The 24,616-nt window shown below is 72.3% G+C and carries 20 protein-coding genes; 15 read left to right on the forward strand and 5 right to left on the reverse strand.

The window, feature by feature from the left end; genetic code table 11:
- The first annotated feature begins 5 nt into the window (after positions 1 to 5).
- The 4 genes from C7H73_RS00875 (at position 6) to C7H73_RS00890 (ending at position 8,397) form a co-directional block, all read left to right on the forward strand.
- Positions 6 to 3,728, forward strand: coding sequence for a PAS domain S-box protein (locus C7H73_RS00875; protein ID WP_106844922.1), 3,723 nt, complete (start codon positions 6 to 8; stop codon positions 3,726 to 3,728).
- Between the two features lie 21 nt (positions 3,729 to 3,749).
- Positions 3,750 to 4,742 (forward strand): response regulator, encoded by a 993-nt coding sequence (locus C7H73_RS00880; RefSeq protein ID WP_106844923.1) that lies wholly within the window; start codon positions 3,750 to 3,752, stop codon positions 4,740 to 4,742.
- Between the two features lie 21 nt (positions 4,743 to 4,763).
- The gene (locus tag C7H73_RS00885) at positions 4,764 to 6,482 is read left to right on the forward strand and encodes an FAD-dependent oxidoreductase (protein ID WP_106844924.1); all 1,719 of its coding nucleotides are present in this window, start codon (positions 4,764 to 4,766) and stop codon (positions 6,480 to 6,482) included.
- A gap of 79 nt (positions 6,483 to 6,561) precedes the next feature.
- The gene (locus C7H73_RS00890; protein ID WP_106844925.1) at positions 6,562 to 8,397 is read left to right on the forward strand and encodes a cation:proton antiporter; all 1,836 of its coding nucleotides are present in this window, start codon (positions 6,562 to 6,564) and stop codon (positions 8,395 to 8,397) included.
- Here the strand turns inward: C7H73_RS00890 and C7H73_RS00895 are convergent.
- On the reverse strand, positions 8,382 to 9,176 hold the full coding sequence (locus C7H73_RS00895; protein WP_106844926.1) for an alpha/beta fold hydrolase: 795 nt from the start codon (positions 9,174 to 9,176) through the stop codon (positions 8,382 to 8,384). The genes C7H73_RS00890 and C7H73_RS00895 overlap by 16 nt on opposite strands.
- Positions 9,177 to 9,296: 120 nt before the next feature.
- Entirely contained in the window at positions 9,297 to 10,658 is a 1,362-nt protein-coding gene (locus C7H73_RS00900) for a ferredoxin reductase family protein (protein WP_106844927.1), read from the reverse strand.
- A 215-nt stretch (positions 10,659 to 10,873) separates the two neighbouring features.
- Between C7H73_RS00900 and C7H73_RS00905 the strand changes: the two genes are divergently transcribed.
- From C7H73_RS00905 to C7H73_RS00915, 3 genes are read left to right on the forward strand one after another with little or no spacing between them, the layout of a single operon-like run.
- The gene (locus C7H73_RS00905; RefSeq protein ID WP_106844928.1) at positions 10,874 to 11,203 is read left to right on the forward strand and encodes a PepSY domain-containing protein; all 330 of its coding nucleotides are present in this window, start codon (positions 10,874 to 10,876) and stop codon (positions 11,201 to 11,203) included.
- Positions 11,204 to 11,221: 18 nt separating this feature from the next.
- Positions 11,222 to 11,896 (forward strand): response regulator transcription factor, encoded by a 675-nt coding sequence (locus tag C7H73_RS00910; RefSeq protein WP_106844929.1) that lies wholly within the window; start codon positions 11,222 to 11,224, stop codon positions 11,894 to 11,896.
- Positions 11,893 to 13,260, forward strand: a complete 1,368-nt coding sequence (locus C7H73_RS00915; RefSeq protein WP_106844930.1) for a sensor histidine kinase — start codon at positions 11,893 to 11,895, stop codon at positions 13,258 to 13,260. The genes C7H73_RS00910 and C7H73_RS00915 overlap by 4 nt, the downstream gene beginning before the upstream one ends.
- Positions 13,261 to 13,329: 69 nt before the next feature.
- On the opposite strand, the gene C7H73_RS00920 is transcribed toward C7H73_RS00915, so the two are convergent.
- Positions 13,330 to 14,547 carry a coiled-coil domain-containing protein gene (locus tag C7H73_RS00920; protein ID WP_157948301.1) on the reverse strand — a complete coding sequence of 406 codons (1,218 nt, stop codon included), beginning with the start codon at positions 14,545 to 14,547 and terminating at the stop codon, positions 13,330 to 13,332.
- Between the two features lie 147 nt (positions 14,548 to 14,694).
- Here C7H73_RS00920 and C7H73_RS00925 point away from each other — a divergent pair, with 147 nt between their 5' ends.
- The gene (locus C7H73_RS00925; protein WP_106844932.1) at positions 14,695 to 15,408 is read left to right on the forward strand and encodes a riboflavin synthase subunit alpha; all 714 of its coding nucleotides are present in this window, start codon (positions 14,695 to 14,697) and stop codon (positions 15,406 to 15,408) included.
- A complete protein-coding gene (locus C7H73_RS00930; RefSeq protein ID WP_106844933.1) occupies positions 15,405 to 15,926 on the forward strand; it encodes a GNAT family N-acetyltransferase in 522 nt (173 codons plus the stop codon). The genes C7H73_RS00925 and C7H73_RS00930 overlap by 4 nt, the downstream gene beginning before the upstream one ends.
- Before the next feature lie 95 nt (positions 15,927 to 16,021).
- Here the strand turns inward: C7H73_RS00930 and C7H73_RS00935 are convergent, their stop codons facing one another.
- Together C7H73_RS00935 and C7H73_RS00940 are read right to left on the reverse strand one after the other, a co-directional pair.
- Positions 16,022 to 18,160: a TonB-dependent copper receptor gene (locus tag C7H73_RS00935; protein ID WP_106844934.1), complete on the reverse strand. Its 2,139-nt coding sequence runs from the start codon at positions 18,158 to 18,160 to the stop codon at positions 16,022 to 16,024.
- 105 nt (positions 18,161 to 18,265) lie between these two features.
- Positions 18,266 to 18,640 (reverse strand): DUF2946 family protein, encoded by a 375-nt coding sequence (locus C7H73_RS00940; protein WP_106844935.1) that lies wholly within the window; start codon positions 18,638 to 18,640, stop codon positions 18,266 to 18,268.
- A gap of 83 nt (positions 18,641 to 18,723) precedes the next feature.
- Between C7H73_RS00940 and C7H73_RS00945 the strand changes: the two genes are divergently transcribed.
- The 6 genes from C7H73_RS00945 (at position 18,724) to bcsQ (ending at position 24,614) form a co-directional block, all read left to right on the forward strand.
- Entirely contained in the window at positions 18,724 to 19,227 is a 504-nt protein-coding gene (locus tag C7H73_RS00945) for an NUDIX hydrolase (RefSeq protein WP_106844936.1), read from the forward strand.
- 42 nt (positions 19,228 to 19,269) lie between these two features.
- Positions 19,270 to 20,394 carry a tRNA 2-thiouridine(34) synthase MnmA gene (mnmA, locus tag C7H73_RS00950; protein ID WP_106844937.1) on the forward strand — a complete coding sequence of 375 codons (1,125 nt, stop codon included), beginning with the start codon at positions 19,270 to 19,272 and terminating at the stop codon, positions 20,392 to 20,394.
- A 232-nt stretch (positions 20,395 to 20,626) separates the two neighbouring features.
- A complete protein-coding gene (locus C7H73_RS00955) occupies positions 20,627 to 22,288 on the forward strand; it encodes an L-lactate permease (RefSeq protein WP_106844938.1) in 1,662 nt (553 codons plus the stop codon).
- Between the two features lie 465 nt (positions 22,289 to 22,753).
- Positions 22,754 to 23,242: a cellulose biosynthesis protein BcsD gene (bcsD, locus tag C7H73_RS00960; protein ID WP_106844939.1), complete on the forward strand. Its 489-nt coding sequence runs from the start codon at positions 22,754 to 22,756 to the stop codon at positions 23,240 to 23,242.
- Positions 23,243 to 23,262: 20 nt separating this feature from the next.
- The gene (gene bcsP, locus C7H73_RS00965; protein ID WP_106844940.1) at positions 23,263 to 23,838 is read left to right on the forward strand and encodes a cellulose biosynthesis protein BcsP; all 576 of its coding nucleotides are present in this window, start codon (positions 23,263 to 23,265) and stop codon (positions 23,836 to 23,838) included.
- Positions 23,835 to 24,614: a cellulose biosynthesis protein BcsQ gene (gene bcsQ, locus C7H73_RS00970; RefSeq protein WP_106844941.1), complete on the forward strand. Its 780-nt coding sequence runs from the start codon at positions 23,835 to 23,837 to the stop codon at positions 24,612 to 24,614. Before bcsP ends, bcsQ begins: the two co-directional genes overlap by 4 nt.
- Positions 24,615 to 24,616 lie beyond the last annotated feature (2 nt).

Here is a 24,616-nt window from a genome sequence, read left to right on the forward strand (position 1 = left end):
TTTTCATGCTTGATTCGTTTTTCGCCAGTGGACTGGAGCCCTACCCGCTGCTGTGGCGCCAGCACGACCCGCTGCTGGTGCTGCTGTCCATCCTGCTGGACATCGGCGCCTCTATCGTCGCGCTGCACATGGCGGCGCTGGCGCGCCGCTCGGGCAGCGCCGGCATGCGCCAGCTGGCGCTGGCCTCGGGCACGCTGGCGCTGGGCGCCGGCATCTGGGCCATGCATTTCGTGGCCATGCTGGCCTTTGCCGTGTGCGCGCAGGGGCGCTTCAACCCCTGGACCACGGCCTGGTCCATCCTGCCCAGCCTGCTGGCCTCCTGGGTAGCGCTGCGCCTGCTGGCCCAGCCGCACATCCGCCTGCGCGCGCTGGTGGGCAGCGGCGTGCTGGTGGGCGCGGGCATCGGCGCCATGCACTACCTGGGCATGCAGGCGTCCGACATCGCGCCCATCCTGCGCTACGACCCGCTGGGCTTTGCCGTCTCGATCGCCGTGGCGGTGCTGCTGGCGGTGCTGGCGCTGTGGGTGCGCTTCGGCCTGCGCGGGCGCTGGCTCAAGAGCCGCGCCCTGGCCACCGTGCTGGCCGGCAGCGTCATGGGTTTGGCGATCACGGGCATGCACTACACCGGCATGGCGGCGATCCGCTTCGTGCAGCCGGTGAGCAGCGTGCGCACGCCGCAGGCCAGCGGGCCGGTGCACTTCGCCCTGCCGCTGGCCATCGTGCTGATCACCACGGCATTGTTCCTGCTGGCCCTGGCCATCAACGTGAGCCTGCGCTACCGCCAGATGCTGCGCCAGACGCAGGCCAGCGAGTCGCGCCAGCGCGCCGTGCTGGAGACGGCGGTGGACGGCATCGTCATGATCGACGGGCGCGGCACCGTGCAGTCGTTCAACCTGGCGGCCGAGCGGCTCTTTGGCTGGCGCGCCGACGAGGTGATCGGGCGCAACGTCAACATGCTCATGCCCGAGCCGCACCGCAGCGCGCACGACGGCTACCTGCACGCGCACCTGACCACCGGGCGCAAACGCATCATCGGCACCGGCCGCGAGATCGAGGCGCAGCGCAAGGACGGCACCTTGATGCCCATGCGCCTGGCCGTGGGCCGCGTGCAGCAAGAGGGCCAGACGCTGTTCGTCGGTTTTCTGACCGACCTGAGCGCCTACAAGGCGCTGGAGCGCGAGCGTGCACGGGACCAGGAGCAACTGCGCTCGCTCATGGCCAACCTGCCGGGCGTGGCGTTTCGCTGCCGCCATGGCGGCGACTGGCCGATGCTGCTGATCAGCGACGGCGTGCAGGCCCTGACCGGCTGGAGCGCGCAGGACTTCCTGGACGGGCGCAAGCACTTCGGCCAGCTCATTCACCCGCAGGACGGCCAGCGCATCGCTGGCGAGCTGGAGCAGGCGCTGGCCGGCGGCCGGCCCTACCAGCTCGAATACCGCATCACCACGCAGGACGGCGGCACGCGCTGGGTGGCCGAGTACGGGCGCGGCGTGCCGGACGAGGAGGGCACGGTGCGCTTTCTGGACGGCGTGATCCTGGACATCACCGAATCGAAGGCACGCAACGCCGAGTTCGCCGGCATCGTCACCGCCATCGGCCGCTCGCAGCCGGCAGCCGAGTTCGACCTGGCCGGCCAGCTGGTCGGCGCCAACGCGCCCTATCTGGCCCTGGTGGGCTACGAGCTGGGCGAGCTGCTGGGCCAGCCGCACGCGCTGCTGTTCACCCGGGCGGGCGGCGAAGGCCCCGGCTGCGACGCCTTCTGGCGCTCGCTGGCGCAGGGCGAGGTGGCCAGCGGCGAGTTCCAGGCGACGGCCAAGGGCGGGCGGGCCCTGTGGCTGCACGCTACCTACAACCCGATCTTCGACGCCGAAGGGCGGGTCACCAAGGTCATGCAGTTCGCCACCGACCTGTCCGCGCGCCGCGCCATGGAGCAGGACCTGCGCGCCGCCAAGGAGCGCGCCGAGGGCGCGGCGGCCGCGCGCAGCACCTTCCTGGCCAACATGAGCCACGAGATCCGCACGCCCATGAACGCCATCATCGGCTTCACCGAAGCGCTGCTGGACTCGCCCCTGGAAGCCGGCCAGCGCCGCCACCTGGGGATCGTGCAGCACTCCGCGCGCTCCATGCTGCGCCTGCTCAACGACATCCTGGACACGGCCAAGCTGGAAAAGGGCGCCGTCGAGCTGGAGGTCGCCCCTTTCAGCCTGCGCGAGCTGTGCGAGCAGATGCTGGCCTCGCTGCGCATCACCGCGGCCAGGAAGGGTCTGGCGCTGGAGCTCGATTACGGCCCCGATGTGCCCGAGTTCTGGCACGGCGACGCTTTCCGCATCCAGCAGATCGTGCTCAACCTGATGGGCAACGCGCTCAAGTTCACGCACGAGGGCGGCGTGCGGCTGCGCGTGGCGGGCGAGGGCGGAGCGCTCACGCTGTCCGTGCAGGACACCGGCATCGGCATCGACGCGGCAGGCTTGGCGCGCATCTTCGAGCCGTTCTCGCAGGCCGACGCCTCCACCACTCGCCGCTACGGCGGCACGGGCCTGGGCACCACCATCGCGCGCCAGCTCGCCGAGCTGATGCACGGGCGCATCGAGGTGGCCAGCCGCATGGGCCAGGGCAGCACCTTCAGCGTGCATCTGCCGCTGCGCCAGGCCAGCGCGCCGCAAGGGGCGGCAGGTGCGGCCGCCCCGCAGGCGCTGCCCTCGCTGGCGCCGCTGCGCGTGCTGGCCGTGGACGACGTGCCCGTCAACCTGGAACTGCTGGCGCTGATGCTGGAGCCTGGCGGCCACCGCGTGCAGGGCGCGGGCGGCGGCGCCCAGGCGCTGGCGCATTTCGAACGCGAGCGCTTCGACGTGGTGCTGATGGACTTGCAGATGCCCGACATGGACGGCATGGAGGCCACGCGCCGCATGCGCGAGCGCGAGCGCAGCCAGGGCCTGCGCCCCACCCCCATCGTCGCCCTGTCGGCCAGCGTGCTCGAGCAGGACCGGCGCAACGCCCGCGCCGCCGGCATGGACGGCTTTGCCGGCAAGCCCGTGGAGCTGCCGCACCTGATGGCCGAAATCGCCCGCGTGCTGGGCCTGGCGCCGCTTGCTCCCACGCCCGCGCGCGCGCAGCCCCCCGCCGCCGGCGCGCCGGCGCCCGCCGCCATCGACTGGGACCTGGGCGTGCGCCTGTGGACGCAGGCGCGCTTTTTGCGCGCCGCCGTGCAGCGCTTTCTGGACGACGCGCCGGCGCAGCTGGCCGCGCTGCGCGCCGCCGTGCAGGCGGGCGATGCCGCCGCCCTGGCCGCCTGCGCCCACCGGATGCGCGGCGCCGCGGCCAACCTGGCGCTGCTGGCCGTGCAGCAGTGCGCCGCCGCACTGGAGCTGGCCGCCGAGGCCGAGGCCAGCGCCTGTGCCCCGCTGGTCGATGCGCTGGACGGCGCGCTGGCCGACGTGCGCGCCGCGCTGGCCTGCACCGCCGCGCCCGACGCCGCGCCCACCCCCGCGCCGCTGCCCCCCGGCCGCCTGGACGCCCAGGCCTGCGCCGAGGTGCGCGGCGCCATCGACGCCCTGGCCCCGGCGCTGGCGCGCGGCGAGCTGCCCGCCGGCCCGGTCACGGTGCTGGAGCAGCACCTGAGCGCCGCACAGATGGGCGCGCTGCGCGAGGCGCTGGAGCGCTTTGACTTCGACCAGGCGCGCGCCCACCTGGACACCCTGCGCGAACGCGTCTGGCCCGACTGCTATTGACAAGACCACAGGCCCACCCCGATGACCCCCGCCGAAGACCACCGCCCGCGCCTGCTGCTCGTCGATGACGAGCCCACCAACCTGCACGTGCTGCGCCACGTGCTGGAGGACGACTACCGCCTGCTGTTCGCCACCGACGGCGAGCGCGCCCTGGCCATTGCCCGCCAGCAGCAGCCCGAGCTGATCGTGCTGGACGTGATGATGCCCGGCATGGACGGCTATGCCGTGTGCGCGCAATTGCGCGCGCAGCCCGAGACGGCGGCCATCCCCGTCATCTTCGTCACCGCCCTGGCCGACGTGCAGGACGAGACCCGCGGCTTCGAGGCCGGCTGCGTGGACTACATCGCCAAGCCCATCAGCGCCCCGGTGGTGCGCGCGCGCGTGCGCACCCACCTGTCGCTGGTGCGCCTGCAGGAGCTGCGCGACACCCGGCTGCACGTGGTGCAGCGCCTGGCGCGCGCGGCCGAGTTCAAGGACAACGAGACCGGCATGCACGTGGTGCGCATGAGCCACTTCGCGCACCGCCTGGCCCTGGCGCTGGGCCACGCAGGCAGCTGGGCCGACGACCTGCTGCACGCCGCGCCCATGCACGACGTGGGCAAGATCGGCATCCCCGACGCCGTGCTGCGCAAGCCCGGCCCGCTGGACGCCGTCGAGTGGACGCTGATGCGCCGCCACCCCGAGTTCGGCGCCGAGATCATCGGCGAGCACGCTGGCGGCATGCTGCGCATGGCGCACACCATCGCCCTCACGCACCACGAAAAATGGGACGGCAGCGGCTACCCCCACGGCCTGGCGGGCGAGGCGATTGCGCCGGAGGGGCGCATCGTGGCGATTGCCGACGTGTTCGACGCGCTGACCACCCGCCGGCCCTACAAGGAGCCCTGGAGCGTGGAGGCCGCCGCCGCCCACCTGCGCGAGCAGTCGGGGCGACATTTCGATCCGGTGATGGTGGACGCCTTCATCCGCGAGCTGCCCGCCATGCAGGAGATCATGGCGCGCTGGCCCGACTGAAGCGCCCCGACAATCGCCCGCATGGGAGAAACCTCACGGCGCGCCTGGCTGACGCATGCCGGCGCCGGCGTGCTGGCGGCCGCCGGCCTGCCCGGCTGCGCGCCGGCGCCCGCTGCCCTGCCCCCAGGCGCCTTTGCCGGCATCGACATGGAGCGCGGCCACGCACTGCGCGAGCGCCTGGAGCGCGCGGGCGGCGCGGCGCAACCTGACGTGCTGCGCCGCGCGCAGGTGGTGGTGGCCGGCGCCGGCGTGGCCGGCCTGGCCGCCGCACGGGCGCTGCGCCTGGGCCGCGTGCAGGACGTGGCGGTGCTGGAGCTGGAGGATGCCGCTGGCGGCAACAGCCGCGCCGGACGCGTGCAGGGCCTGGCCTGCCCCCTGGGCGCGCACTACCTGCCGGTGCCGGGCGAGGCCGCCACCGAAGTGCAGGACCTGCTGGAAGAACTCGGCCTGCGCCAGCGCATCGCCGGCCGCTGGCGCTACGGCGGCGAGGACGGCCGCCACCTGGTGCACAGCCCGCAGGAGCGCCTGTTCCTGCACGGCCACTGGCAGGAAGGCCTGCTGCCCATGGCGGACGTGCCGCCTGCCACGCTGGCGCAGTACCGGCGCTTTGGCCAGCGCGTGGCCGAGCTGTCGCGCGCCGCGCCGTTTGCCATGCCGGCTTTCAAAAATTGGAATCCAAAACAGCCCCTGGCGCCCGTCCATCAAGCGCTGGACGCTATGGTTTTTGATGAATGGCTGGCGCGCGAGGGGCTGGATGACGCCTACCTGCGCTGGTACCTGGACTACTGCTGCCGCGACGACTACGGCGCCGGCAGCGCGCGCGTCTCGGCCTGGGCGGGCATCCACTACTTCGCCAGCCGGCACGGCTTTGCCGCGCCGGGCGACGAGGCAGCGGACGACGGCGGCATCCTCACCTGGCCCGAGGGCAACGGCTGGCTCACGCAGCAGCTGGCGCAGCCGCTGGCCGCGGCCGGGCAGCTGTTCACCGGCCGCGGCGTGCTGCGCATCGCCGAAGGGCGCCACGGCGTGGAGGTGGATGCGCTGGACTGGGCCAGCGGCCGCGTCGAGCGCTGGCAGGCCGAGCGCTGCATCGTCGCCCTGCCGGCCTTCATGGCCGCGCGCGTGGTGCAGGCGGGCGCGCCGGCCTTCCTGGCGCAGGCCGCGCAGCGCCTGCAGTGGGCGCCCTGGCTGGTGGCCAACATCCACATCGACCGCCCCCTGACGGACGTGCCCGGCGCCGCCCCGGCCTGGGACAACGTGCTCTACGGCGACGCCGTGCCCGGCGGCGTGGGCTATGTGGACGCCGGCCACCAGCGCCTGGCAGGCAGCGCGCTGCTGGCCAGCCCCACGGTGCTCACCTACTACCAGGCGCTGGGCGACGTGCCCGGCGCGCGTGCGCAATTGGCGCGCGCGCCGTGGACGCACTGGGCCGCGCCCATCCTCTCGTCGCTGGCCAGCGCCCACCCCGACCTGCCCGCGCGCGCCACCCGCATGGAGCTCACGCGCTACGGCCACGCCATGTCGGTGCCCGTGCCGGGCACGCAGCAATTTTTGAGCCAAATCGGGCTCCAGCGCCCGTCCCTCAAGCGCCAGCAGCTATCAAATGGAGAGCGAACCGCCGTCTTGCCGCCGCCAGGCACGCAGCGCCTGCTGCTGGCCCACGCCGACTGGTCGGGCTACTCGGTGTTCGAGGAAGCCTTCACGCGCGGGCACCACGCGGGGCTGGCCGCCGCGGCCTGAGCGCCTGCCAGCACCCCCCGAGCCACGTCGCGCCGTCCGCCGACGCGCCAGCCGCGCCGCCCGCCCGCACAATGCCGCGATGCCCTGGTTGAGCTCGCTGTTGTCCCACCCGGCGCCGGCCCTGGCGCTGCTGCTGGCCATCGGCTTTTTGGCGCAGTGGCTGGCCTGGCGCGTGCGTGTGCCGGCCATCTTGCCGCTGCTGCTGCTGGGCCTGCTGCTGGGCCCCTTCACCGGTCTGGTGGACCCGGACGCGCTGCTGGGCGAGCTGTTGTTCCCGGCCGTGTCGCTGTCGGTGGCCGTGATCCTGTTCGAGGGCAGCCTGGGCCTGCGCTTTGCCGAGCTCGACGGCATCGGCCACGCCGTGCGCCGCCTGTCCACCTACGGCGCGCTGGTGGCGCTGGTCGGCCTGGCGGCAGCGGCGCACTGGCTGGCCGGGCTGTCCTGGCCGCTGTCCTTCCTGTTTGGTGCCATCACCTGCGTGACGGGGCCGACGGTGGTCAACCCCATGCTGCGCGTGGTGCGGCCCAATGCCCGCTTGGCCAGCCTGCTGCGCTGGGAGGGCATCGTCATCGACCCGCTGGGCGCGCTGCTGGCGGTGCTGGTCTATGAGGTCATCGCCGCCAAGCAGTTTCCGGGCGAGCCGCTGTGGGTGTTTGCGCTGACGCTGGCCGGCGGCACGCTGATCGGCCTGCTGGCGGCCTGGCTGCTGGCGCTGGCGCTGCGCCGGCATTTCATCCCCGAGTACCTGCAGGGCTACGCGGCGCTGGCGCTGATGCTGGCCACCTTCACGCTCAGCAACGCGCTCACGCGCGAATCCGGCCTGCTGGCCGTCACGGCCATGGGCATCGCCTTAGGCAACCTGCGCGGCATCCACATCGAGCCCATCACCCGCTTCAAGGAAAACCTGTCCATCCTGCTGGTGTCCCTGCTGTTCCTGATCCTGGCGGCGCGCCTGTCCTGGCCGCTGCCGCCGGGCATGCTGCTGGGCGGGCTGCTGGTCTATCTGGCGGCGCAGTTCGTGGTGCGGCCGCTGTCGGTGTGGCTGTCCACGCTGGGCAGCCCCTTGAGCGTGCGCGAGCGGCTGCTGGCCGCGTGGATCTCGCCGCGCGGCATCGTCGCGGCGTCGATCTCGGCGCTGTTTGCGCTGCAGCTGCAGGACAGCGGCGTCCACGGTGCCGACCGCCTGGTGCCGCTGGTGTTCCTGCTGATCATCGCCACCGTGGTGGTGCAAAGCCTCACTGCCCGCCAGCTGGCGCGCTGGCTGGGCGTGCGCGAGCCCGACCCGCGCGGCGTGCTGGTCTTCGGCGCGGACCCCGTGGCGCGCGCCCTGGCGCAGGCGCTGCACGGGCAGGGCGTGCAGGTGCTGGTGGCCGACGACGACTGGGCGGGCATCCGCGCCGCCCGCATGGCCGGCCTGCCCACCTACTTCGGCAACCCGACCTCGCGCCACGCCAGCCACCATCTGGACCTCACCGGCCTGGGCCGGCTGCTGGCCCTGTCCACCCAGTACGAGCGCAACGCGCTGGCCGCCGTGCACTTTCGCCGCGAGTTCGGCCGCGACCGGGTGCTGGCCCTGCGCACCGTGGCGCGCGAAGAAGGCAGCGAACGCCAGCGCCTGGCCGAGCCTTTGATGGCCCCCGCCCTGTTCGGCGAAGACATGACGCACGCGCGCCTGCAGGAGCTGCTGGACGCCGGCTGGAAGCTCAAGACCACCACGCTGAGCGACCAATACGACTGGGCGCAGTTCCAGCAGGCCTGGGGCGGGCGCGCCCTGGCCCTGTTCGTGCTCACCGACAAGGGCCAGCTGCGCATCGCCGGCGACCCGGCGCACACGGGCCCGCCGGCCCCCGGCCAGACCGTGACGGCGCTGGTGCCGCCCGCTGCGCCGGCGGTTCCCCTTCAAGCCGGCAGCTGACCCAGAAACTCCAGCAGCACCTGGTTGACCAGCTGCGGGTGCGTCAGGTTGGGCGCGTGGCCGGCGCCGGGGATGACAACCATCTGCGCCTGCGGCAGGGCGCCCGCCATGCTGCGAGCGCGCTCGATGTCGATGGCCTGGTCGGCGTCGCCGTGGATGACCAGCGCCGGCGCGTGGATGCGCGCGATCTCTGCGCTGATGTCGTCGCGCGTGGCCAGGGTGGTGAAGGCCGCCAGCAGGTCGCCCGGCTGCATGCGCTGCCACTTGGCGCGCCAGGCGGCAGCGCCCTCCCAGCCCTCGCCCAGGATGAGGTGCTCGATGCCCACGGCGCGCTCGTCGGACAGACCGCCCTGCAGCCACTCCTGCACCACCCCCTGGTGGCCGGCCATCTTGTGCGCTTCCTCCGTCATCGCCTGGGTGTCGATCAGCACCAGCGCGCGCACCACCTGCGGGTGGCGCAGCGCCGCGCGCAGCGACAGGTAGCCGCCCTGGGACATGCCGGCCAGCACCGCGTGCGCCACGCCCAGCTGGGCCAGCAGCGCCACCGCGTCATCGGCCGAGTCGTAGTAGCTGAACGGCGCGCATTCGCCCGTGGCCGTCTGGCCGTGGGCGCGCTCGTCCCAGGAGATGCAGCGCCAGCCCAGGTTGGCCAGCGCCTGCACCTGCGGCGCGAACATGCTGCTGTCCATCAGCAGGCCGTGCGAGAACAGGATGGCCGGGCCGTCGCCGCCGGTGTCCTCGTAGTACAGGCGCTGGCCATTGACCTGGGCGTGGGGCATGGGGTTGTCTCCTGGGGTTGATGGGGGTCGCCGCCATGCTTGGGCCGGCCGCGCCGGCGTGCAGTCGCCCGCGGGACACATCAGGGAGAACGAGTACGGACCGGCTCCTCGCCGCTCGCCTCAACGCATGGCAAAAGATTCGCGGTGCAGGCGCCAGGGGGCGCGCCGCGCCTGGTCGGCCAGTGCGTCGCCCAGCCCTTGCGGGCCGCAGAACCACAGGTCCAGCGCGCCCGGTGTGGCGGCCAGGGCGGCGGGGGTGAGGCGCTGGCCCCGGGCGGCGTCGTGCACGGTCAGCCGCACGGGCGGGTGGGCCTGGGCGCACAGCGCCTGCAGGCGCGCCAGCAGCGGGTCGGCGGTGGCGTTGCGGGTGCAGTAGTGCAGCTGCGCCGGCTGCGCGCCGGCGGGGGCAGCGTCGCCCTGGCGCGCCTCCAGCAGTGCCAGGAAGGGCGTGATGCCGACGCCGGCGGCCACCCAGACCTGCTGGCGCGCGGCGGCGCCCCGGCCGTCGAACTGGCCGTAGGGGCCTTCGATGTCCAGCGCCTGGCCGGCCCGCAGCCGGCCGCGCAGCGTGCGCGTGTAGTCGCCCAGGGGCTTGATGACCAGGCGCAGCAGTTCGTCGCCCTGGGCATCGCGGCCCAGGCTGGCGGGGGCGCTGGCGATGGTGAAGGGGTGGGCGCCCTCGCTGCGCTCGAAGCGCACGAAGGCGAACTGCCCGGCGCGATGCCCCGGCCACGAGGGCGCCACGGCGCAGACCACCTCCAGCGGCGCGCCCGGCCCTTCGCCCAGCACCTGCAGCGAGTGGATGCGCGCGGCGTGCCGGCGCCGCTGCCCGACGCGGCCGGCCAGCGACCAGAGCGCGGCGCTGCTGCCCAGCGCCAGCAGCGCGCCCATCAGCAGGCCGGCCGGTTGGCCCCACCAGGCCAGGGGCGTGAGCGCCAGGCTGTGAAAGGCCAGCGCCAGAAACAGCACCGGCATGGCCCGGTGCAGCACGCGCCAGGGCCGGTAGGCGAGCAGGCGGGTCAACAACGTCAGCGCGATGGCGGCCAGCAGCAGGTAGAAGGCCCACTCGCCCACGTCCTTGGCCAGGCTGCGGCTGCCCGTCAGCCAGGGCAGCACGGCGTCGCGCACGGGCTTGCCGGCGCGGCTCCACAGCACGGTCATCCAGCCGGACGATTCCTTGGCGGCCCAGTGCGCCACCGCCGCCAGGGCGGCGCCCACGCCGGCCCACTTGTGCAGGCGATAGACCTGGTCCATGCCGCCCAGGGGCCGCTCCAGCCAGGGCAGGCGCAGCGCCAGCACCAGGGCCAGCGCCATCAGGCCGATGGCCAGCAGCCCGCTCAGGTACAGCAGCTGCTGGCGCAGCAGCCAGGCGCCGCCGGCCACGCCGCTGGCGTCCACCAGCGGGCCGACGGGCCCGCAGACGGCCAGCCAGGCCAGGCCCAGGGTGGACAGGAACAGGATCAGCGCGACGCGGACACGCATGGGGGACTTTCTTTCTCAATGGGTGGACCACGTGCCTGCAGCTATGCTTTCGATAGCTGCTGACGCAGGAGGGACAAGCGCCAGAGCCGCTTTTGACATTCAATGCCTGGCAGCAGCGGCCCGGCCTGCAGCCAGTATGGAAAGCCGCCGCTGAACCTGTGCTGAAGGCTGTGTTCATCGCGCATTCATCGCGCTGGCGGTACAAACGCAAGGGTATGCCCCCGCCCCTTGCTCCTTTGCTGCGCCGCCCCGCCGCCCTGCTGCTGGCCTGCGCCGTGGCGGGCGCCGCGCCGGCCCTGGCCGGCGATGGCGACCACGAGCACGCCCGGCGGGCGCTGGAGCGCCAGGAGGTGCTGCCGCTGCGCAGCGTGCTGGACAAGGTCGAGCGCGAGCAGCAGGGCCAGGTGCTCAAGATCGAGTTTGGGCGCGACGAGGGCCGCTACCTCTACAAGATCCGCCTGCTGCAGCCCGACGGGCGCATGGCCAAGCTGAAGGTGGACGCGGTGGACGGCCGCGTCCTGTCCGTGCAGCGCCGGGAGCACTGAAAGAAGAAAAAAAACGCCATGCGCATCCTCATCGTGGAAGACGAACCCCTGCTGCGCGCGCAGCTGGTGCAGGCCGTCACGGCCGCCGGCCATGTCGCGCAGGAGGCGGCCGACGGCCTGCAGGCGCACTTCCTGGGCGAGGTGGAGGACTTCGACGCCGTGGTGCTGGACCTGGGCCTGCCGCAGCTGGACGGCCTGTCGGTGCTGCGCCGCTGGCGCGCCGCCGGGCGCGCCATGCCGGTGCTGATCCTCACGGCGCGCAGCAGCTGGCAAGAGAAGGTGGCCGGCATCGACGCCGGCGCCGACGACTACCTGGCCAAGCCCTTTCACACGGAGGAACTGCTGGCGCGCCTGCGCGCGCTGCTGCGCCGCGCCAGCAGCCACGCCAGCGCGCAGTGGCAGTGCGGGCCCATCTGGCTGGACACGCGCCAGGCTCGGACGCTGGTGGACGGCCAGCCGCTGCAGCTGACCAGCCACGAATTCATGCTGCTGGCCCAGCTCATGCAGCGCAAGGGCGAGGTGCTGACGCGCACCGGGCTGTCCGAGCACCTGTACCCGGGCGGCAGCGAGCGCGACTCCAACACCATCGAGGTCTTCATCGCCCGGCTGCGGCGCAAGCTGCCGGCCGGCTGCATCGAGACCGTGCGCGGCCTGGGCTACCGCCTGGCGGAGCCGGCAGGCACCGGCGCATGAGGGCCACCGGCTCGCTGCGCCTGCGCCTGCTGGCGGGCACGCTGGCCTGGGTGCTGCTGACGGTGGCGCTGGCCGGCTGGGGCCTGCATTCGCTGTTTCGCAGCCACGTGCGCGAGCAGCTGCGCCAGCAGCTGGTGCTGCAGCTGGATGCGCTCAGCGGCAACATCGACTGGGACGGCAGCGTGCGCGTGGCCCCGCTGGCCGACGGGCGGCTCGCGCAGCCCCTGTCCGGGCTGTACTGGCAGATCGACCGCCTGGGCAGCGCGCCGCAGCCGGCGCTGGCGCGCTCGCGCTCGCTGTGGGACCAGGTGCTGGCGCTGCCCGGCGTGCCGGCGGGCTACCCGGCGCGCGGCTACCGCGTGCTGCAGCTGCCGGGCCCGCAGGGCCAGGCGCTGGTGGCCGTGGCCCGCACGCTGCAGCTGCCCGACGAGGACGCGCCGCTCTTGCGCCTGGTGGTGGCCGGCGACGAGGCCCTGCTGGCCGAGCCGCTGCAGCGCTTCACGCGGCTGCTGCTGGCGGCGCTGTCCATGCTGGCGCTGGGCCTGGCACTGGCCGTGGCGCTGCAGCTGCACTTGGCGCTGCACCCGCTGGCGCTGCTGCGCCAGCGCCTGGCGGACGTGCGCAGCGGCCGCGCGGACCGGCTGCAGGGGCCGTTTGCGCAGGAGCTGGCGCCACTGGTCGACGAGTTCAACCACGTGCTGGCCGAAAACGCCGACATGGTGCAGCGCGCCCGCACCCAGGCCGGCAACCTGGCGCACGCGGTGCACACGCCGCTGTCGGTGCTGGCCAACAGCGCCGCGCAGGACGACAGCGCCCTGGCCCGCCTGGTGCGCGAGCAGGTCGCCAGCGCCCGCCGGCAGGTGGACTGGCACCTGGCGCGCGCCCGCGCCGCCGCCGCCGTGCGCGCCACCGGCCTGGCCACGCCGGTGCTGGAGCCGGTGCAGGCGCTCTTGCGCACCATGGCGCGGCTGCACGCAGCCCGCGGGGTGGACTTCGCCCTGGCCCCGGACGCCGCGGGCGCCGCCTTCCGCGGCGAGGTGCAGGATCTGTACGAGCTGCTGGGCAACCTGCTGGACAACGCCGGCAAGTGGGCGCGCTCGCGCGTGGTGGTGGGTGTGCAGCGCCAGGGCGCGCAGGTGTGCGTCAGCGTGGACGACGACGGCCCCGGCATCCCCCAGGCCGAGCGCGAGCGCATGTTCGAGCGCGGCACGCGCCTGGACGAGGAGCGGCCCGGCTCCGGCCTGGGCCTGGACATCGTGCGCGCCCTGACCGAGACCTATGGCGGCAGCGTGCAGGTACTGGCCTCGCCGCTGGGCGGCGCGCGGCTGCTGCTGTGCCTGCCGGCGGCCAGCGAAGACTCCTGATTTGATAGCTGCTCGCGCTTGTCAATAGCGCGTTACAGCCACTTCTGATATGAAACGGCCGGCGCCGCCTCAGCCGGACGGCCCCACGGCACGCGCGTGCTCCTGGGCCAGCCGGGCCTGCTCGCGCAGCCAGCGCCTGAGCGCGCCGTCCCCGCCCTCGCGCACGCGCCGCAGGTCGTCCTCCAGGCACTGCGCCCGCTGCTCCAGCGCCTGCTGCTGCTCGCTCAGGTCGTCGGGCAGCAGCTGCAGGTCGCAGGCCGACACGGGCACGCCCAGCTCGTGCGACAGGCGCGCCTGCACTTCGGCCAGCTCCTTGTCCAGCATGCCCACCTGGCGCTGCAGCAGCAGCGACAGCGAGGCCAGGCGCTCTTCGCCCAGGCGGGCGATGGAGCCCTCGTCCACCTGCTCCACGGCCAGCTGCAAGCGCAGCAGCGCCAGCAGGTCGCCGCGCTCGTTGGCGGCGTTGGCCTGGCTCATCAGCGCCTGCTTGCGCTCGCGCTCGATCGGGTCGCGCTCGCGGTCGGGGTGCAGCGCACTGGCCAGCTGGCGGTAGATGGCGCGCAGGGCGCCGCTCGCGTCCTGGGCGCGCGCGTGCTCTTGCTGCTGGCGCGCCGTGGGCTTGCGCTTGGCGCGCCGCTCGGCCCGGCGCTCGGCGGTGGCCTGGCGGCGCTCTTGCTCCTGGCGCAGCAGGGCTTCGAGCAGCTGCTCAGGCGACTCCATCCGGTCCAGGCCGGGCACCTGCGGCCGCTGGCCGGTCCATTGCTCGAACTGGTCCAGCAGCGCCTGCAGGCCGGCCTGGCGCTCTTGCAGCGAAGCCGGCGGCGGCCGGTAGGCGCTTTGCAGCAGCTGCCAGGCCTGGCGCTCGGCTTCGTCCTGCGGCTCGGGCACGGACGGCACCAGGCAGCGCAGCCGCTCGCGGATCAGGCGCTGCTGGGGCGCAGCCAGCTCTTCGTCCTGCTGCAGGCGCTCATGCAGACAATGCGCCAGCGCCCGCTGCGCCTGGGCCACGCGCCGCTGCAGCGCGTCCATGCGCTGCAGATGCGGGGTGCGCAGCGCATCGGCGCTGTGCTGCAGGGCCTGCAGCAGCTGCTCCAGCTGGTGCACGCGCGCCAGCAGACGGTTGAATTTCTGCTGCGCCGGGTTCAGGCCCTGGGCAGTGGCAGGCGCCACCTGCAGGCGCGACACGGCCTCGGCGGCCGGGCCCTGCGCGGGCGTGGCGGGCGTGGCGGGCTTAGCGGGCTTAGCGGGCGTAGGGGGCGTAGGGGTTGGGGAGCGGGATGCGGTCATGGGCAGGAGCGGGCGCGCCGGCAAGGAAAGGCGGCGGCGATGGATTGTCCCGCCGCGGCGGGCGCTGCGCTGGCGCTGGCAAAATTGCCCGCTTCGCCGCGCCCGCCAGGCGGCGCGCCCCTCCTATCTCCAGGAAGCCCCGCACGCATGTTCACCGGCATTGTCCAGGCCGTCGCCACCCTCGCCGCCATTGAAGACCGCGCCGGCCTGCGCACCTTCACCATCGCCTTTCCCCCAGGTTTCTGCGAGGGCCTGGCCATCGGCGCCAGCGTGGCCGTCGATGGCGTGTGCCTGACGGTCACGGAGATCGTCTCGCCCGTGCAGGCGCGCTTTGACGTCATGCAGCAGAGCCTGAACGTGACCACGCTGGGCCGCTACGGCGCGGGCGACGCGGTGAACGTGGAGCGCGCAGCCAGGGACGGCGCGGAGATCGGCGGCCACCCGCTGTCCGGGCACATCGACTGCACCGGGCAGCTGGCCAGCGTGCGCGAGTTCGACAACAACCTGGTCTGGCGCGTGGCGGTGCCCGAGTCGCACCGGCGCTACATCTTCGCCAAGGGCTACATCGCCCTGCACGGCGCCAGCCTCACGGTGGCCGAGGTGGACCGGCAGGCGGGCTGGTTCGAGGTCTGGCTGATCCCCGAGACGCGCCGCGCCACGGTGTTCGGCGCGCTGCGCGCGGGCGACCTGCTGAACATCGAGATCGAGCGCAGCACCCAGGTGGTGGTGGACACGGTGCGCGAGGCGGTGCAGGACAGCCTGGGGCGCCTGGCGCCCGTCCTGCAGGCGCTGCTGGCCGAGCGCGGCCAGTCGCTGGACGACTACCTGCCGCAGCCTTCGCTGCACACGCCGCCGCGGTGAGCGCCGCCGCCGCGTGCCCACGCCCGCTGGCCGAGGCCGACCTGCCGGGCCTGCTGGCCGTGCAGGCAGCCTGCTACGGCGCAGCCTTCGTCGAGGACGCGCAGGTCTATGCCCGGCGCCTGGCCAGCCCCGCGCAGTGCTCGCTGGTGCTGCGCGCGGCAGACGGCCGGGTCGCCGCCTATGGGGCGGCCTACCGCTCGCGGCTGGGCTGCGTCACGCCGCTGCACGGCGACTTTCGTGCCGTGCAGGCGCCCGACACGCTGTACCTGCACGACCTGGCCGTGCTGCCAGCCCACGCCGGCCAGGGCCTGGCGGGCGCGCTGCTCGCGTCCCTGCTCGCACAGGCGCGCGCCGAGGGCCTGCGCCACACGGCGCTGGTGGCCGTGCAGGGCGCGCAGGGCTTTTGGGCGCGCCAGGGCTACGCCGGCCAGCCCCTGCCGGGCGCAGCGCAGCGCCGGCACTTGCGCAGCTACGGGGCGGGGGCGCTGTACATGGCGCGCCTGCTATCGACTTCGTAGCTGCCTGCGCTTTCCGCGTAAGGAATTTCAAGGGTTTTATGCTTGAAACGCCCGCCCGGCGTGCGCAGCCAGCTATCGATGGCATAGCAACGCGGTTAGAACCGCACGTCCGCGCGCAGCCACAGGGTGCGCCCGGGCTCGTTCAGGCGCACGCCGCCGGGGTAGCCGAAGCCGGCGTTGCCTGCCAGGTTCAGGTGCTCGGCGTAAGCCTTGTCCAGCAGGTTGTCCACGCCGGCCGCCAGCTGCAGCTGGCCGGTGGCGCGCCAGCCGGCGTGCAGTGACAGCACGCCGAAGCCGCCGCTCGTGCCCAGGTCGCGGCCGACCACGTTGCCCTGGCCCGGGGCGATGCGCCGCTGCGCGGCCGCCAGGCGCCACAGGCCGCCAGCGCTCCAGGCGCCATCGGCCCACTCCAGGCCCAGGCGCGCCTCCAGCGGCGGCATCTGCGGCAGCGGGCGGCCGTCGCTGGCGTTGCGGCCCCAGGCGTAGGCCAGCGTGCCCTGCGCGGTCCACTGGGGCCCCAGGCGGCGGCTGGCCCCCAGCTCCACGCCGGCCACGCGCGCGTCGATGTTGCGCACTGCCGAGCGCATGGCGGCGTAGTCGAACAGGATGTAGTCGCGCACCACGCCGGCGTAGGCCGAGCTCCACAGCTGCCACTGCGCGTCCTGCCAGCGCGCGCCCACGTCCAGCTGCGTGGTCTTTTCCGGGCGCAGCGTGGCAAAGGCGTTGCCGCTGCCGGCGGCGCTGTTGCCCGGGGAGATCAGCTCCCAGTAGTCGGGAAAGCGCTGCACATGGCCCAGGCCGGCATGCACCGAGGCGCCTGCCTCCAACGTACGCTCCCAGCGCACGAAGCCGCTGGGCAGGGCGCGGTGCAGACGGTGGTCATCGGCAGATGCGGACGTGGCGGCGCCGCCCATGCCGCCACCCATGCCACCCCCCATGCCACTTTCGGGAGCGGGGTAGCGCCAGGCCTGGGCGCGGTCCAGGCGCAGGCCGCCGACCCAGCGCGCGTCCGGGCGCGCCTGCCAGGTGCCTTCGGCGAACACGCCCAGGTTTTCGAAGCGCGCATCGCGCCGCCAGGGCTGGTCGCCGTAGGGCCGGGTGGGCGTGCCGCTGCGCTGGGCATGCGGGCTGTGCAGCGCGTCCAGGCCCAGGGTGACCTGCCAGTCGGGCTGCCACTGCAGCGTGGCGGCCACGCGGGCGCTGGTGGTCTCGCGCAGCACGTTGCTGGCCATGGGCATGGACATGCCGCCGCCGGGGCTGAAGCGGCGCAGCGAGAAGTTGTCCATGACGTGGTCGGCCCGGTTGCGCTGCACCTGCGCCTCCAGTCTGGACAGCCAGGGCGCCAGGTTGCGCTGCTCCAGGCGCAGGCCCCAGGTGTCGCGGCGGAACTGCGTGCCGTCCATGCCGCGCCCGCCGTAGCGCGCCTCGCCGTCGCCGGCGCCGGCGCTCAGCTCCAGCAGGGTGTCGGCGCTCGGGGTCCAGCCCAGGGCTACGTCGGTGTTCCATTTGTCCCAGGCCGAGGGCACGCGGCGGCCGTCGCCGTCGCGGTAGTCGTGCCCGTGCGAGCGATTGGCCGTCGCGCGCACGTAGGCCTGCGCGTTGCCGGCGGTGAAGTCGGCCGTCTGGTCGTTGCGCCCGGCGCTGGCGGCCAGGGCGCTGGCGGCAAAGCGCACGCCCGGCTCGGTGAAGTCGGGGCGCTCGCGCTCGAAGCGCACCACGCCGGCCGACGCGCCCGGGCCCCACAGCACGGTCTGCGGGCCCTTGGTCACGATCAGCGCGTCGAACGTCTCGGGCGAGATGTAGGAGCTGGGTGAGTCCATGCGCCCCGGGCAGGCGCCCAGCAGCTGCGCGCCCTCGGTCAGCAGCGGCAAGCGCGAGCCGAACTGGCCGCGCAGCACCGGATCGCTGTTGGAGCCGCCGCTGCGGATGGCGCTGAAGCCGGCGATGGTCTTGAGGTAATCGGCCGCGTCGCTGGCCGGCATGGGCTGGCGCGGCTGCTTGGGGTCGGCCACGATCTGCGCGGGCGAATGCTCGTGCACGGCGGTGACGACCACGGGGCGCAGCGCGCGCGCGGCGTCGGCCACGCCGGCGTCGTCCGCCCGCGCGTGGCCGGCCGCCAGCAGGGCGCAGGCCACGGCGCAGGCGGTGGGAGCATAGAGAAGACGGGTACTGACCGGGCGGGTCGGCACGGCAGCGCCGTGCGAAGCAGGCGCGGGGAACAGGTGTGCAGTCATGGCAGGAAAAGGGAAACGGGCAACCACGCCCGCACCGCCGGGCCGCAGGCGCGGGCCGGGCGAGGCGCAGGCAAGAAATGAAGGCAGGCAGCGCGGCCGTGCCGGTCAGGTGTGGAAGGCCGGTGGAGGCCCGCGCGCAGGCAGGGGTGCCTGGGCGCGCCAGACTGGCACCGTCGCCGTGCGGCCGGTAGGCACCCGGCGGGTCTGCGGCGCCGGTGGGCGCAAGGCCGCCAGCGCCAGGGCCGGCGGCGTGCCCAGGGCCAGGCACAGCAGGCATTGCGGATCGGCGTGGTGGCTGCCGGGTGCGCCAGAGGCGGCCTGCGGCGCGGCCGAGCACACCTCGTACAGCGCGTCGGCATGCGACGCAGCAAGCGCCTGGCGCACCTGCGCGCCGGCCAGCAGCGCCGCCAGCCAGGCGAGCGCCACCAGCATGAGCACCACGGTGCCCAGGCGTCGGTGGTGGCGGATGCGCTCCAGCATGGCAGCGGCATTATCCGCAGGGCGCCCCGCGCGGGCTTGATGCAGCGCAGCCGACGCGCCGGCTGGCGATAATCGCCGCCATCATGCCCAACCGCTGGAAACCCAACGTCACCGTAGCCGCCGTCATCGAGCGGGGCGGCCGCTTTTTGCTGGTCGAGGAAAACACCACGGACGGCCTGAAGCTCAACAACCCTGCCGGCCACCTGGACCCGGGCGAAGCGCCCCAGGATGCCTGCGCGCGCGAGGTGCTGGAAGAGACCGCCCACGACTTCGTGCCCGAGGCGCTGGTCGGCGTGTACCTGAACCGCTTCATCAAAACCCGCACCGGCGACGACGTGACCTACATGCGCTTTGCCTTCGCCGGCCGCCTGGGCACGCACCACGCCTGGCGCGCGCTGGACGAGGGCATCGTGCGCACGGTGTGGATGACGGCCGACGAGATCCGCGCCTGTTCGGAGCGCCACCGCAGCCCGCTGGTGCTGCGCACGCTGGAGGACTACCTGGCCGGCCAGCGCCACCCGCTGTCGCTGGTGCATACCGACGCTTCGGTGCTGCAGGTGGGCGCGGCGGCCCTGCAGGCGTCCTGAGCACTGGCAGGGCCTTGGGCCGGCCGGGATAATCGCCCGCCTATGTCCAGCAAGAAGCAGCGCATCGTGGTCGGCCTGTCCGGCGGGGTGGATTCGGCCGTCACGGCCCATCTCTTGAAGCAGCAGGGCCACGAGGTGGTCGGCATCTTCATGAAGAACTGGGAGGATGACGACGACAGCGAGCACTGCTCGAGCCGCCAGGACTTTCTGGACGCGGCCAGCGTGGCCGACGTGCTGGGCATCGAGATCGAGCACGTGAACTTTGCCGCCGAGTACAAGGACCGGGTGTTCGCCGAGTTCCTGCGCGAGTACCAGGCCGGGCGCACGCCCAACCCGGACGTCCTGTGCAACGCCGAGATCAAGTTCAAGGCCTTTTTGGACCACGCCATGCGGCTCGGCGCCGAAAGAATAGCCACCGGCCACTACGCGCGCGTGCGCCACAACCCGGCCACCGGGCTGCACGAGCTGCTCAAGGGGCTGGATGCGTCCAAGGACCAGAGCTACTTTCTGCACCGTCTGAACCAGGCGCAGCTGGCGCGCACGCTGTTCCCCGTGGGCGAACTGCACAAAAGCGAGGTGCGCCGCATCGCCGCCGAGATCGGCCTGCCCAACGCGAAGAAAAAAGACTCCACCGGCATCTGCTTCATCGGCGAGCGGCCGTTCCGCGAATTCCTGAACCGCTACATCAGCCACGCGCCCGGGCCCATCCTGGACGAGCGCGGCCGCAGGCTGGGCCGCCACGTGGGCCTGAGCTTCTATACCCTGGGCCAGCGCCAGGGCCTCGGGATCGGCGGCGTGAAGGACAAGGGCGCGCAGCGCGGCGGCGGCGAGCATGCGCCGTGGTTCGTGGCCCGCAAGGAGCTGGACACCAACACGCTGCGCGTGGTGCAGGGGCACGACCACCCGTGGCTGCTGTCGCACCGCCTCGTCGCACAGGACGCCAGCTGGGTGGCCGGCCGCGCGCCAGCCACCGGCCCCTGCGCGGCCAAGACGCGTTACCGCCAGGCGGACGCGCCCTGCACCGTGGAGCAGGCGCACGAGGGCGGCTTTGCGCTGTGCTTCGGGCAGGCGCAGTGGGCCGTCACGCCGGGCCAGTCGGCCGTGCTGTATGACGGCGAGGTGTGCCTGGGCGGCGGCGTGATCGCAGCGGCCGGCCCGCTGAACTGAAGGCACGCAACAACCCCGGCCGGGGCCGCCCGGGGTAGTAAAAACCGCAACCCGCCCGCGCGCGGCGCGGCATGAAAATGCTTCAGCGCGGGCCGCAGCAATTTTCACGCTGTGCCCGCGTCACCTCCCTAGAGTCACAACCCGCGCGCAGACGGGCGGCTGGCCCTGCCGGCGGTGCGATGCGCGCTCTTTTGTATCCGCTACATCTGCATAACGACAGGGGACAAAGTCTATGGCCTGGCAGCAAATCTACGATCCGTTCGGCAACATGGTCATCTCCACCGCGCTGGCAGCCGTGCCAGTGGTGGTCATGCTCGCAGCGCTGGGCTTCTTCCACATCAAGGCGCACATTGCCGCCGGCATGGGCCTCGTCGCGGCCCTATTGGTGGCCGTCTTCGCCTACGGCATGCCGGCCGACATGGCCGGCCGAGCGGCGCTGTTCGGCGGCTTCACGGGCCTGCTGCCCATCGGCTGGATCGTGCTGAACATCATCTTCCTGCACCAGCTCACCGAGCAAAACGGCAGCTTCGCCGTGCTGCAGGATTCGCTGTCGGGCATCACCAGCGACCGGCGCATCCAGCTGCTGCTGATCGCCTTTTGCTTTGGCGCCTTCTTTGAAGGCGCGGCCGGCTTTGGCACGCCGGTGGCCGTGACGGCCGCCATCCTGATCGGCCTGGGCTTTTCGCCGCTGGCCGCCTCGGGCCTGTCGCTGATCGCCAACACGGCGCCGGTGGCCTTCGGCGCCCTGGGCACGCCGGTGATCACGCTGGCCAAGGTGCATGGCTACGACCTGATGGAAGTGACGGCCATGATCGGCCGCCAGCTGCCGTTTTTCTCGCTGCTGGTGCCGTTCTGGCTGATCTGGGCCTTCGCCGGGCGCAAGGGCATGATGGAAATCTGGCCTGCCATCCTGGTAACGGGTGTCTCGTTCGCCGTTCCGCAGTACCTGGTGTCCAACTTCATCGGCCCGGAGCTGGTGGACATCATCGCTGCCATCGTCTCGATGGCCTGCCTGGTGGCCTTCCTGCGCGTGTGGAAGCCCAAGACCGTCTGGACTTCGGCCTCGCTGCGCGGCCACGACGTGAGCGCCGCCGAGGCCAAGCCGGCCAAGCCCGTCACGCGCCACAGCACGCAGGCCCTGGTGGCCGCCTGGACGCCCTGGGTCATCCTGTCGGTGTTCGTCTTCATCTGGGGCCTGCCTTCGGTCAAGGCCTGGATGAACGGCATCTTCGCGCCCGCCTTCCCCATGGACGGCCTGCACAACATGATCGAGAAGGTGCCGCCCGTGGTGCGCCAGCCCACCAAGGAGGGCGCGGTCTATACGCTGAACCTGCTGTCGGCCACCGGCACGGGCATCTTGCTGTCGGCCATCGTCAGCGCCCTGGTCATGAAATACAACCCCGTGGCCATCGTGCGCACCTTCTTCAGGACGCTGTGGCTGGTGAAGTATTCGCTGCTGACCATTGTGCTGATGCTGGCGCTGGGCACGCTCACGCGTTACTCGGGCACCGACACCACGCTGGGCCTGGCGTTTGCCAATACCGGCGTGCTCTACCCCTTCTTCGGCACGCTGATGGGCTGGCTGGGCGTGGCGCTCACCGGCTCCGATACCGCGTCGAACGTGCTGTTCGGCGGCATGCAGAAGGTGGCTGCCGAGCAGCTGAACCTGTCGCCCAACCTGATGGGCGCGGCCAACAGCTCGGGCGGGGTGATGGGCAAGATGATCGACGCGCAGTCCATCGTGGTGGCCTCGACTGCTACGCGCTGGTTCAACCACGAGGGCGACATCCTGCGCTACGTGTTCTTCCACTCCATTGCGCTCGCCTGCCTGGTGGGCCTGTACGTGACCCTGCAGGCCTATGTGTGGCCGTTCACGCTGATGGTGGTGCACTGAAGTATTGAATGCTTTTGGCCTCCGCCGCTTGCTGGACAAGCGCTGGAAGCTAGCAAAGCAATAGCAAAACGGGCGCCTGGGGCGCCCGTTTGCGTTGCTGGACTCCATCCATCGTCAACCTTTGTCACGGCCTGCAGACTTTCAATTGATAAAAACTATCGTCTGCGCCCGTATATGGGTGCGTGTCGTATCGGCCGTGTTGGCAGCTCCTCCAAAACTGGGCTTTTTCCGTCGGCGGCAGATGTAACCAGGCATGAACACCCCTGACCGGCGAGGCTTTCGTGCCTTATGCACAACAGCCGCCATGGCATCTGGCGCCCTCCCTGGCAAGCTTCGGCTATCCAAAGGTTGATTCACGTCGAATAGAGAAAAACTATTTCGCTACATTTATGTTTAACTTAAAGTAATTGGAAACCATGGCCGCTCCAGCCCTTCAGGACGCGCCACGCCAGCCAAGACGCCTTCATGACCACTTCATCCACCACAGCGGGCGAGCTGCCCTGCGGCTCCATGGAGCCAGCCCACATCCACCGCCTGCAGTGCTCGCGCCAGTGGCGCGGCTTTCTGGCCGCGCTGGCCGAGGAGTTCGTCTCTGCCCTGGCGCCGCAGGAACTGGGCACCCTCATGGCGCGCATCGGCATGCGCTTTGCCGCCGAGCATCCGCTGCCGGCCAGCGACACCGTGCAGGGGCTCCAGGACGCCATGAACCACGTGTGGAGTGCGCTCGACTGGGGCGTGGCAGAACTGCACCAGAGCCCGGCCGGAATGGACATCAGCCACCGCTTCTCGCCTCTGGCAGCCGCCTTCGGCGAGCCCCACGCCCCCTGGGCCACGGGATTCCTGCAGGGCGCGTACCAGCAGTGGTTCGACGCTGCGGGCGGCGCCGGTCTGCGGGTGCAGATCGCCGCTGCCGCCGACACCCTGGGATCGGCGCGACTGCGCCTGGCAGCCTGATGCACCGAGGAGAGGCACGTATGCAACAGCCCGAAGACATTGCGCACCTGTACCAGGAGTTCGGCGGCAATGCCGAGACCTATCGCGAGATCACGCGCGAGCGCGAAGCCCGGCAGGCGCGCCAGCGCTGGCCGCTGATTTCGGCACTGAACGACCTGGCTGCCGGCGTGCCATCGGTGCAGCCGGGCGAGACAGCGGGCGCTTCGCCACAGGACTGGCATGGCGGCCGGCAGCCCGCGCCGCCAGTTCCTGCGGCAGCGGCACAGCCGCAGCCGGTGCGGATCGAGCCCACCGGCCTCCTGCATACCCAGGCCGCCGTGGCGCCAGCCACTCCCCCGGCAGCGCCCTTGTGGGGCCATGCTTCCGCTCCCGCTCCCGCTCCTGTTTCCGCTTCCATCGTCTACACCACTGCTGCGCCCCTCCCTGCAGCCCCGGCACCGGCCCCGGCAGCGCCTGCATCCTCGGCAGAAGGCCCCGCACTGCACAGCCCGTCGCCCCTGGCGCGCCTGGCGCGGCCCGCGCAGGCGGAGGCGGCGCCCTCCACGGGCCTGCAGCAGGTCTTCGCCCGCCTGCTGGGCATGAAAAACCGTCCATGAAGATACTCACCATCGCATCGGCCAAGGGCGGTGTCGGCAAGACCACCGTGACCGGGAACCTGGCCGTGGTCCTGGCGCGGCAGACGGGCCGCACGGTTCTGGCCGTCGATCTGGATCCGCAAAATGCCCTTGGGCTGCACCTGGGCCTGGGGCCGCAGGAGCTGCGCGGGCTGTCACGCGCCAGCCTGTCCGGCCAGAGCTGGCGCGACGCCTGCTTCGAACGCCAGCCAGGCCTGTACGTGCTGCCTTTCGGCGCAGTGAACGAGCACGACCTGACCAGGCTGGAATCGCAGATGGCCGCCCGTCCGCACTGGCTGCTGGAGCACCTGCAGACGTTGCAGCTGCCGGCCGATGCACTGGTGCTGCTGGATACGCCGCCCGGCCCCTCCGCCTATGGCCGCCAGGCGCTGGGCATTGCCCAGTGGGTGCTGGTGGTGATGCTGGCGGACGCTGCCTCCTACGCCACCCTGCCGCTCATGCAGCGGCTGGTGCAGGCCCACTGCACACCGCGCGCCGACTTCGTGGACACGCTCTACCTGCTCAACCAAGTGAACTCGGCGCGCCAGTTGTCCCAGGACATCCTGCGGGTGCTGCGCGAGGCCGTGGGCCCGCGCTTTGCCGGCGCCATCCATGCCGACGAGGCTGTCCCCGAGTCGCTGGCGCTGGGCCTGAGCGTGCTGGACCATGGCGCGCACAGCCAGGCCAGCCATGATTTTCTGGCCTGCGCCGCCTTTGTGGCTGCGCAGCTGCAAGCCCACGCAGGCATGGAGGCCTGAGC

This window comes from Pulveribacter suum (genome assembly GCF_003013695.1).
In the GTDB taxonomy this organism is placed as follows: domain Bacteria; phylum Pseudomonadota; class Gammaproteobacteria; order Burkholderiales; family Burkholderiaceae_C; genus Melaminivora; species Melaminivora suum.

Bases quoted from the DNA above. Each gene is read 5' to 3' on its own strand.
- C7H73_RS00900 (WP_106844927.1), bottom strand. From the start codon at position 10,658: ATGCGTGTCCGCGTCGCGCTGATCCTGTTCCTGTCCACCCTGGGCCTG.
- C7H73_RS00895 (WP_106844926.1), bottom strand. From the start codon at position 9,176: ATGCCCCACGCCCAGGTCAATGGCCAGCGCCTGTACTACGAGGACACC.
- C7H73_RS00915 (WP_106844930.1), top strand. From the start codon at position 11,893: ATGAGGGCCACCGGCTCGCTGCGCCTGCGCCTGCTGGCGGGCACGCTG.
- C7H73_RS00905 (WP_106844928.1), top strand. From the start codon at position 10,874: ATGCCCCCGCCCCTTGCTCCTTTGCTGCGCCGCCCCGCCGCCCTGCTG.
- C7H73_RS00880 (WP_106844923.1), top strand. From the start codon at position 3,750: ATGACCCCCGCCGAAGACCACCGCCCGCGCCTGCTGCTCGTCGATGAC.
- C7H73_RS00935 (WP_106844934.1), bottom strand. From the start codon at position 18,160: ATGACTGCACACCTGTTCCCCGCGCCTGCTTCGCACGGCGCTGCCGTG.
- C7H73_RS00945 (WP_106844936.1), top strand. From the start codon at position 18,724: ATGCCCAACCGCTGGAAACCCAACGTCACCGTAGCCGCCGTCATCGAG.
- C7H73_RS00875 (WP_106844922.1), top strand. From the start codon at position 6: ATGCTTGATTCGTTTTTCGCCAGTGGACTGGAGCCCTACCCGCTGCTG.
- mnmA (WP_106844937.1), top strand. From the start codon at position 19,270: ATGTCCAGCAAGAAGCAGCGCATCGTGGTCGGCCTGTCCGGCGGGGTG.
- C7H73_RS00940 (WP_106844935.1), bottom strand. From the start codon at position 18,640: ATGCTGGAGCGCATCCGCCACCACCGACGCCTGGGCACCGTGGTGCTC.
- C7H73_RS00885 (WP_106844924.1), top strand. From the start codon at position 4,764: ATGGGAGAAACCTCACGGCGCGCCTGGCTGACGCATGCCGGCGCCGGC.
- C7H73_RS00890 (WP_106844925.1), top strand. From the start codon at position 6,562: ATGCCCTGGTTGAGCTCGCTGTTGTCCCACCCGGCGCCGGCCCTGGCG.
- C7H73_RS00910 (WP_106844929.1), top strand. From the start codon at position 11,222: ATGCGCATCCTCATCGTGGAAGACGAACCCCTGCTGCGCGCGCAGCTG.
- bcsQ (WP_106844941.1), top strand. From the start codon at position 23,835: ATGAAGATACTCACCATCGCATCGGCCAAGGGCGGTGTCGGCAAGACC.
- C7H73_RS00920 (WP_157948301.1), bottom strand. From the start codon at position 14,547: ATGACCGCATCCCGCTCCCCAACCCCTACGCCCCCTACGCCCGCTAAG.
- bcsP (WP_106844940.1), top strand. From the start codon at position 23,263: ATGCAACAGCCCGAAGACATTGCGCACCTGTACCAGGAGTTCGGCGGC.
- C7H73_RS00925 (WP_106844932.1), top strand. From the start codon at position 14,695: ATGTTCACCGGCATTGTCCAGGCCGTCGCCACCCTCGCCGCCATTGAA.
- C7H73_RS00955 (WP_106844938.1), top strand. From the start codon at position 20,627: ATGGCCTGGCAGCAAATCTACGATCCGTTCGGCAACATGGTCATCTCC.
- bcsD (WP_106844939.1), top strand. From the start codon at position 22,754: ATGACCACTTCATCCACCACAGCGGGCGAGCTGCCCTGCGGCTCCATG.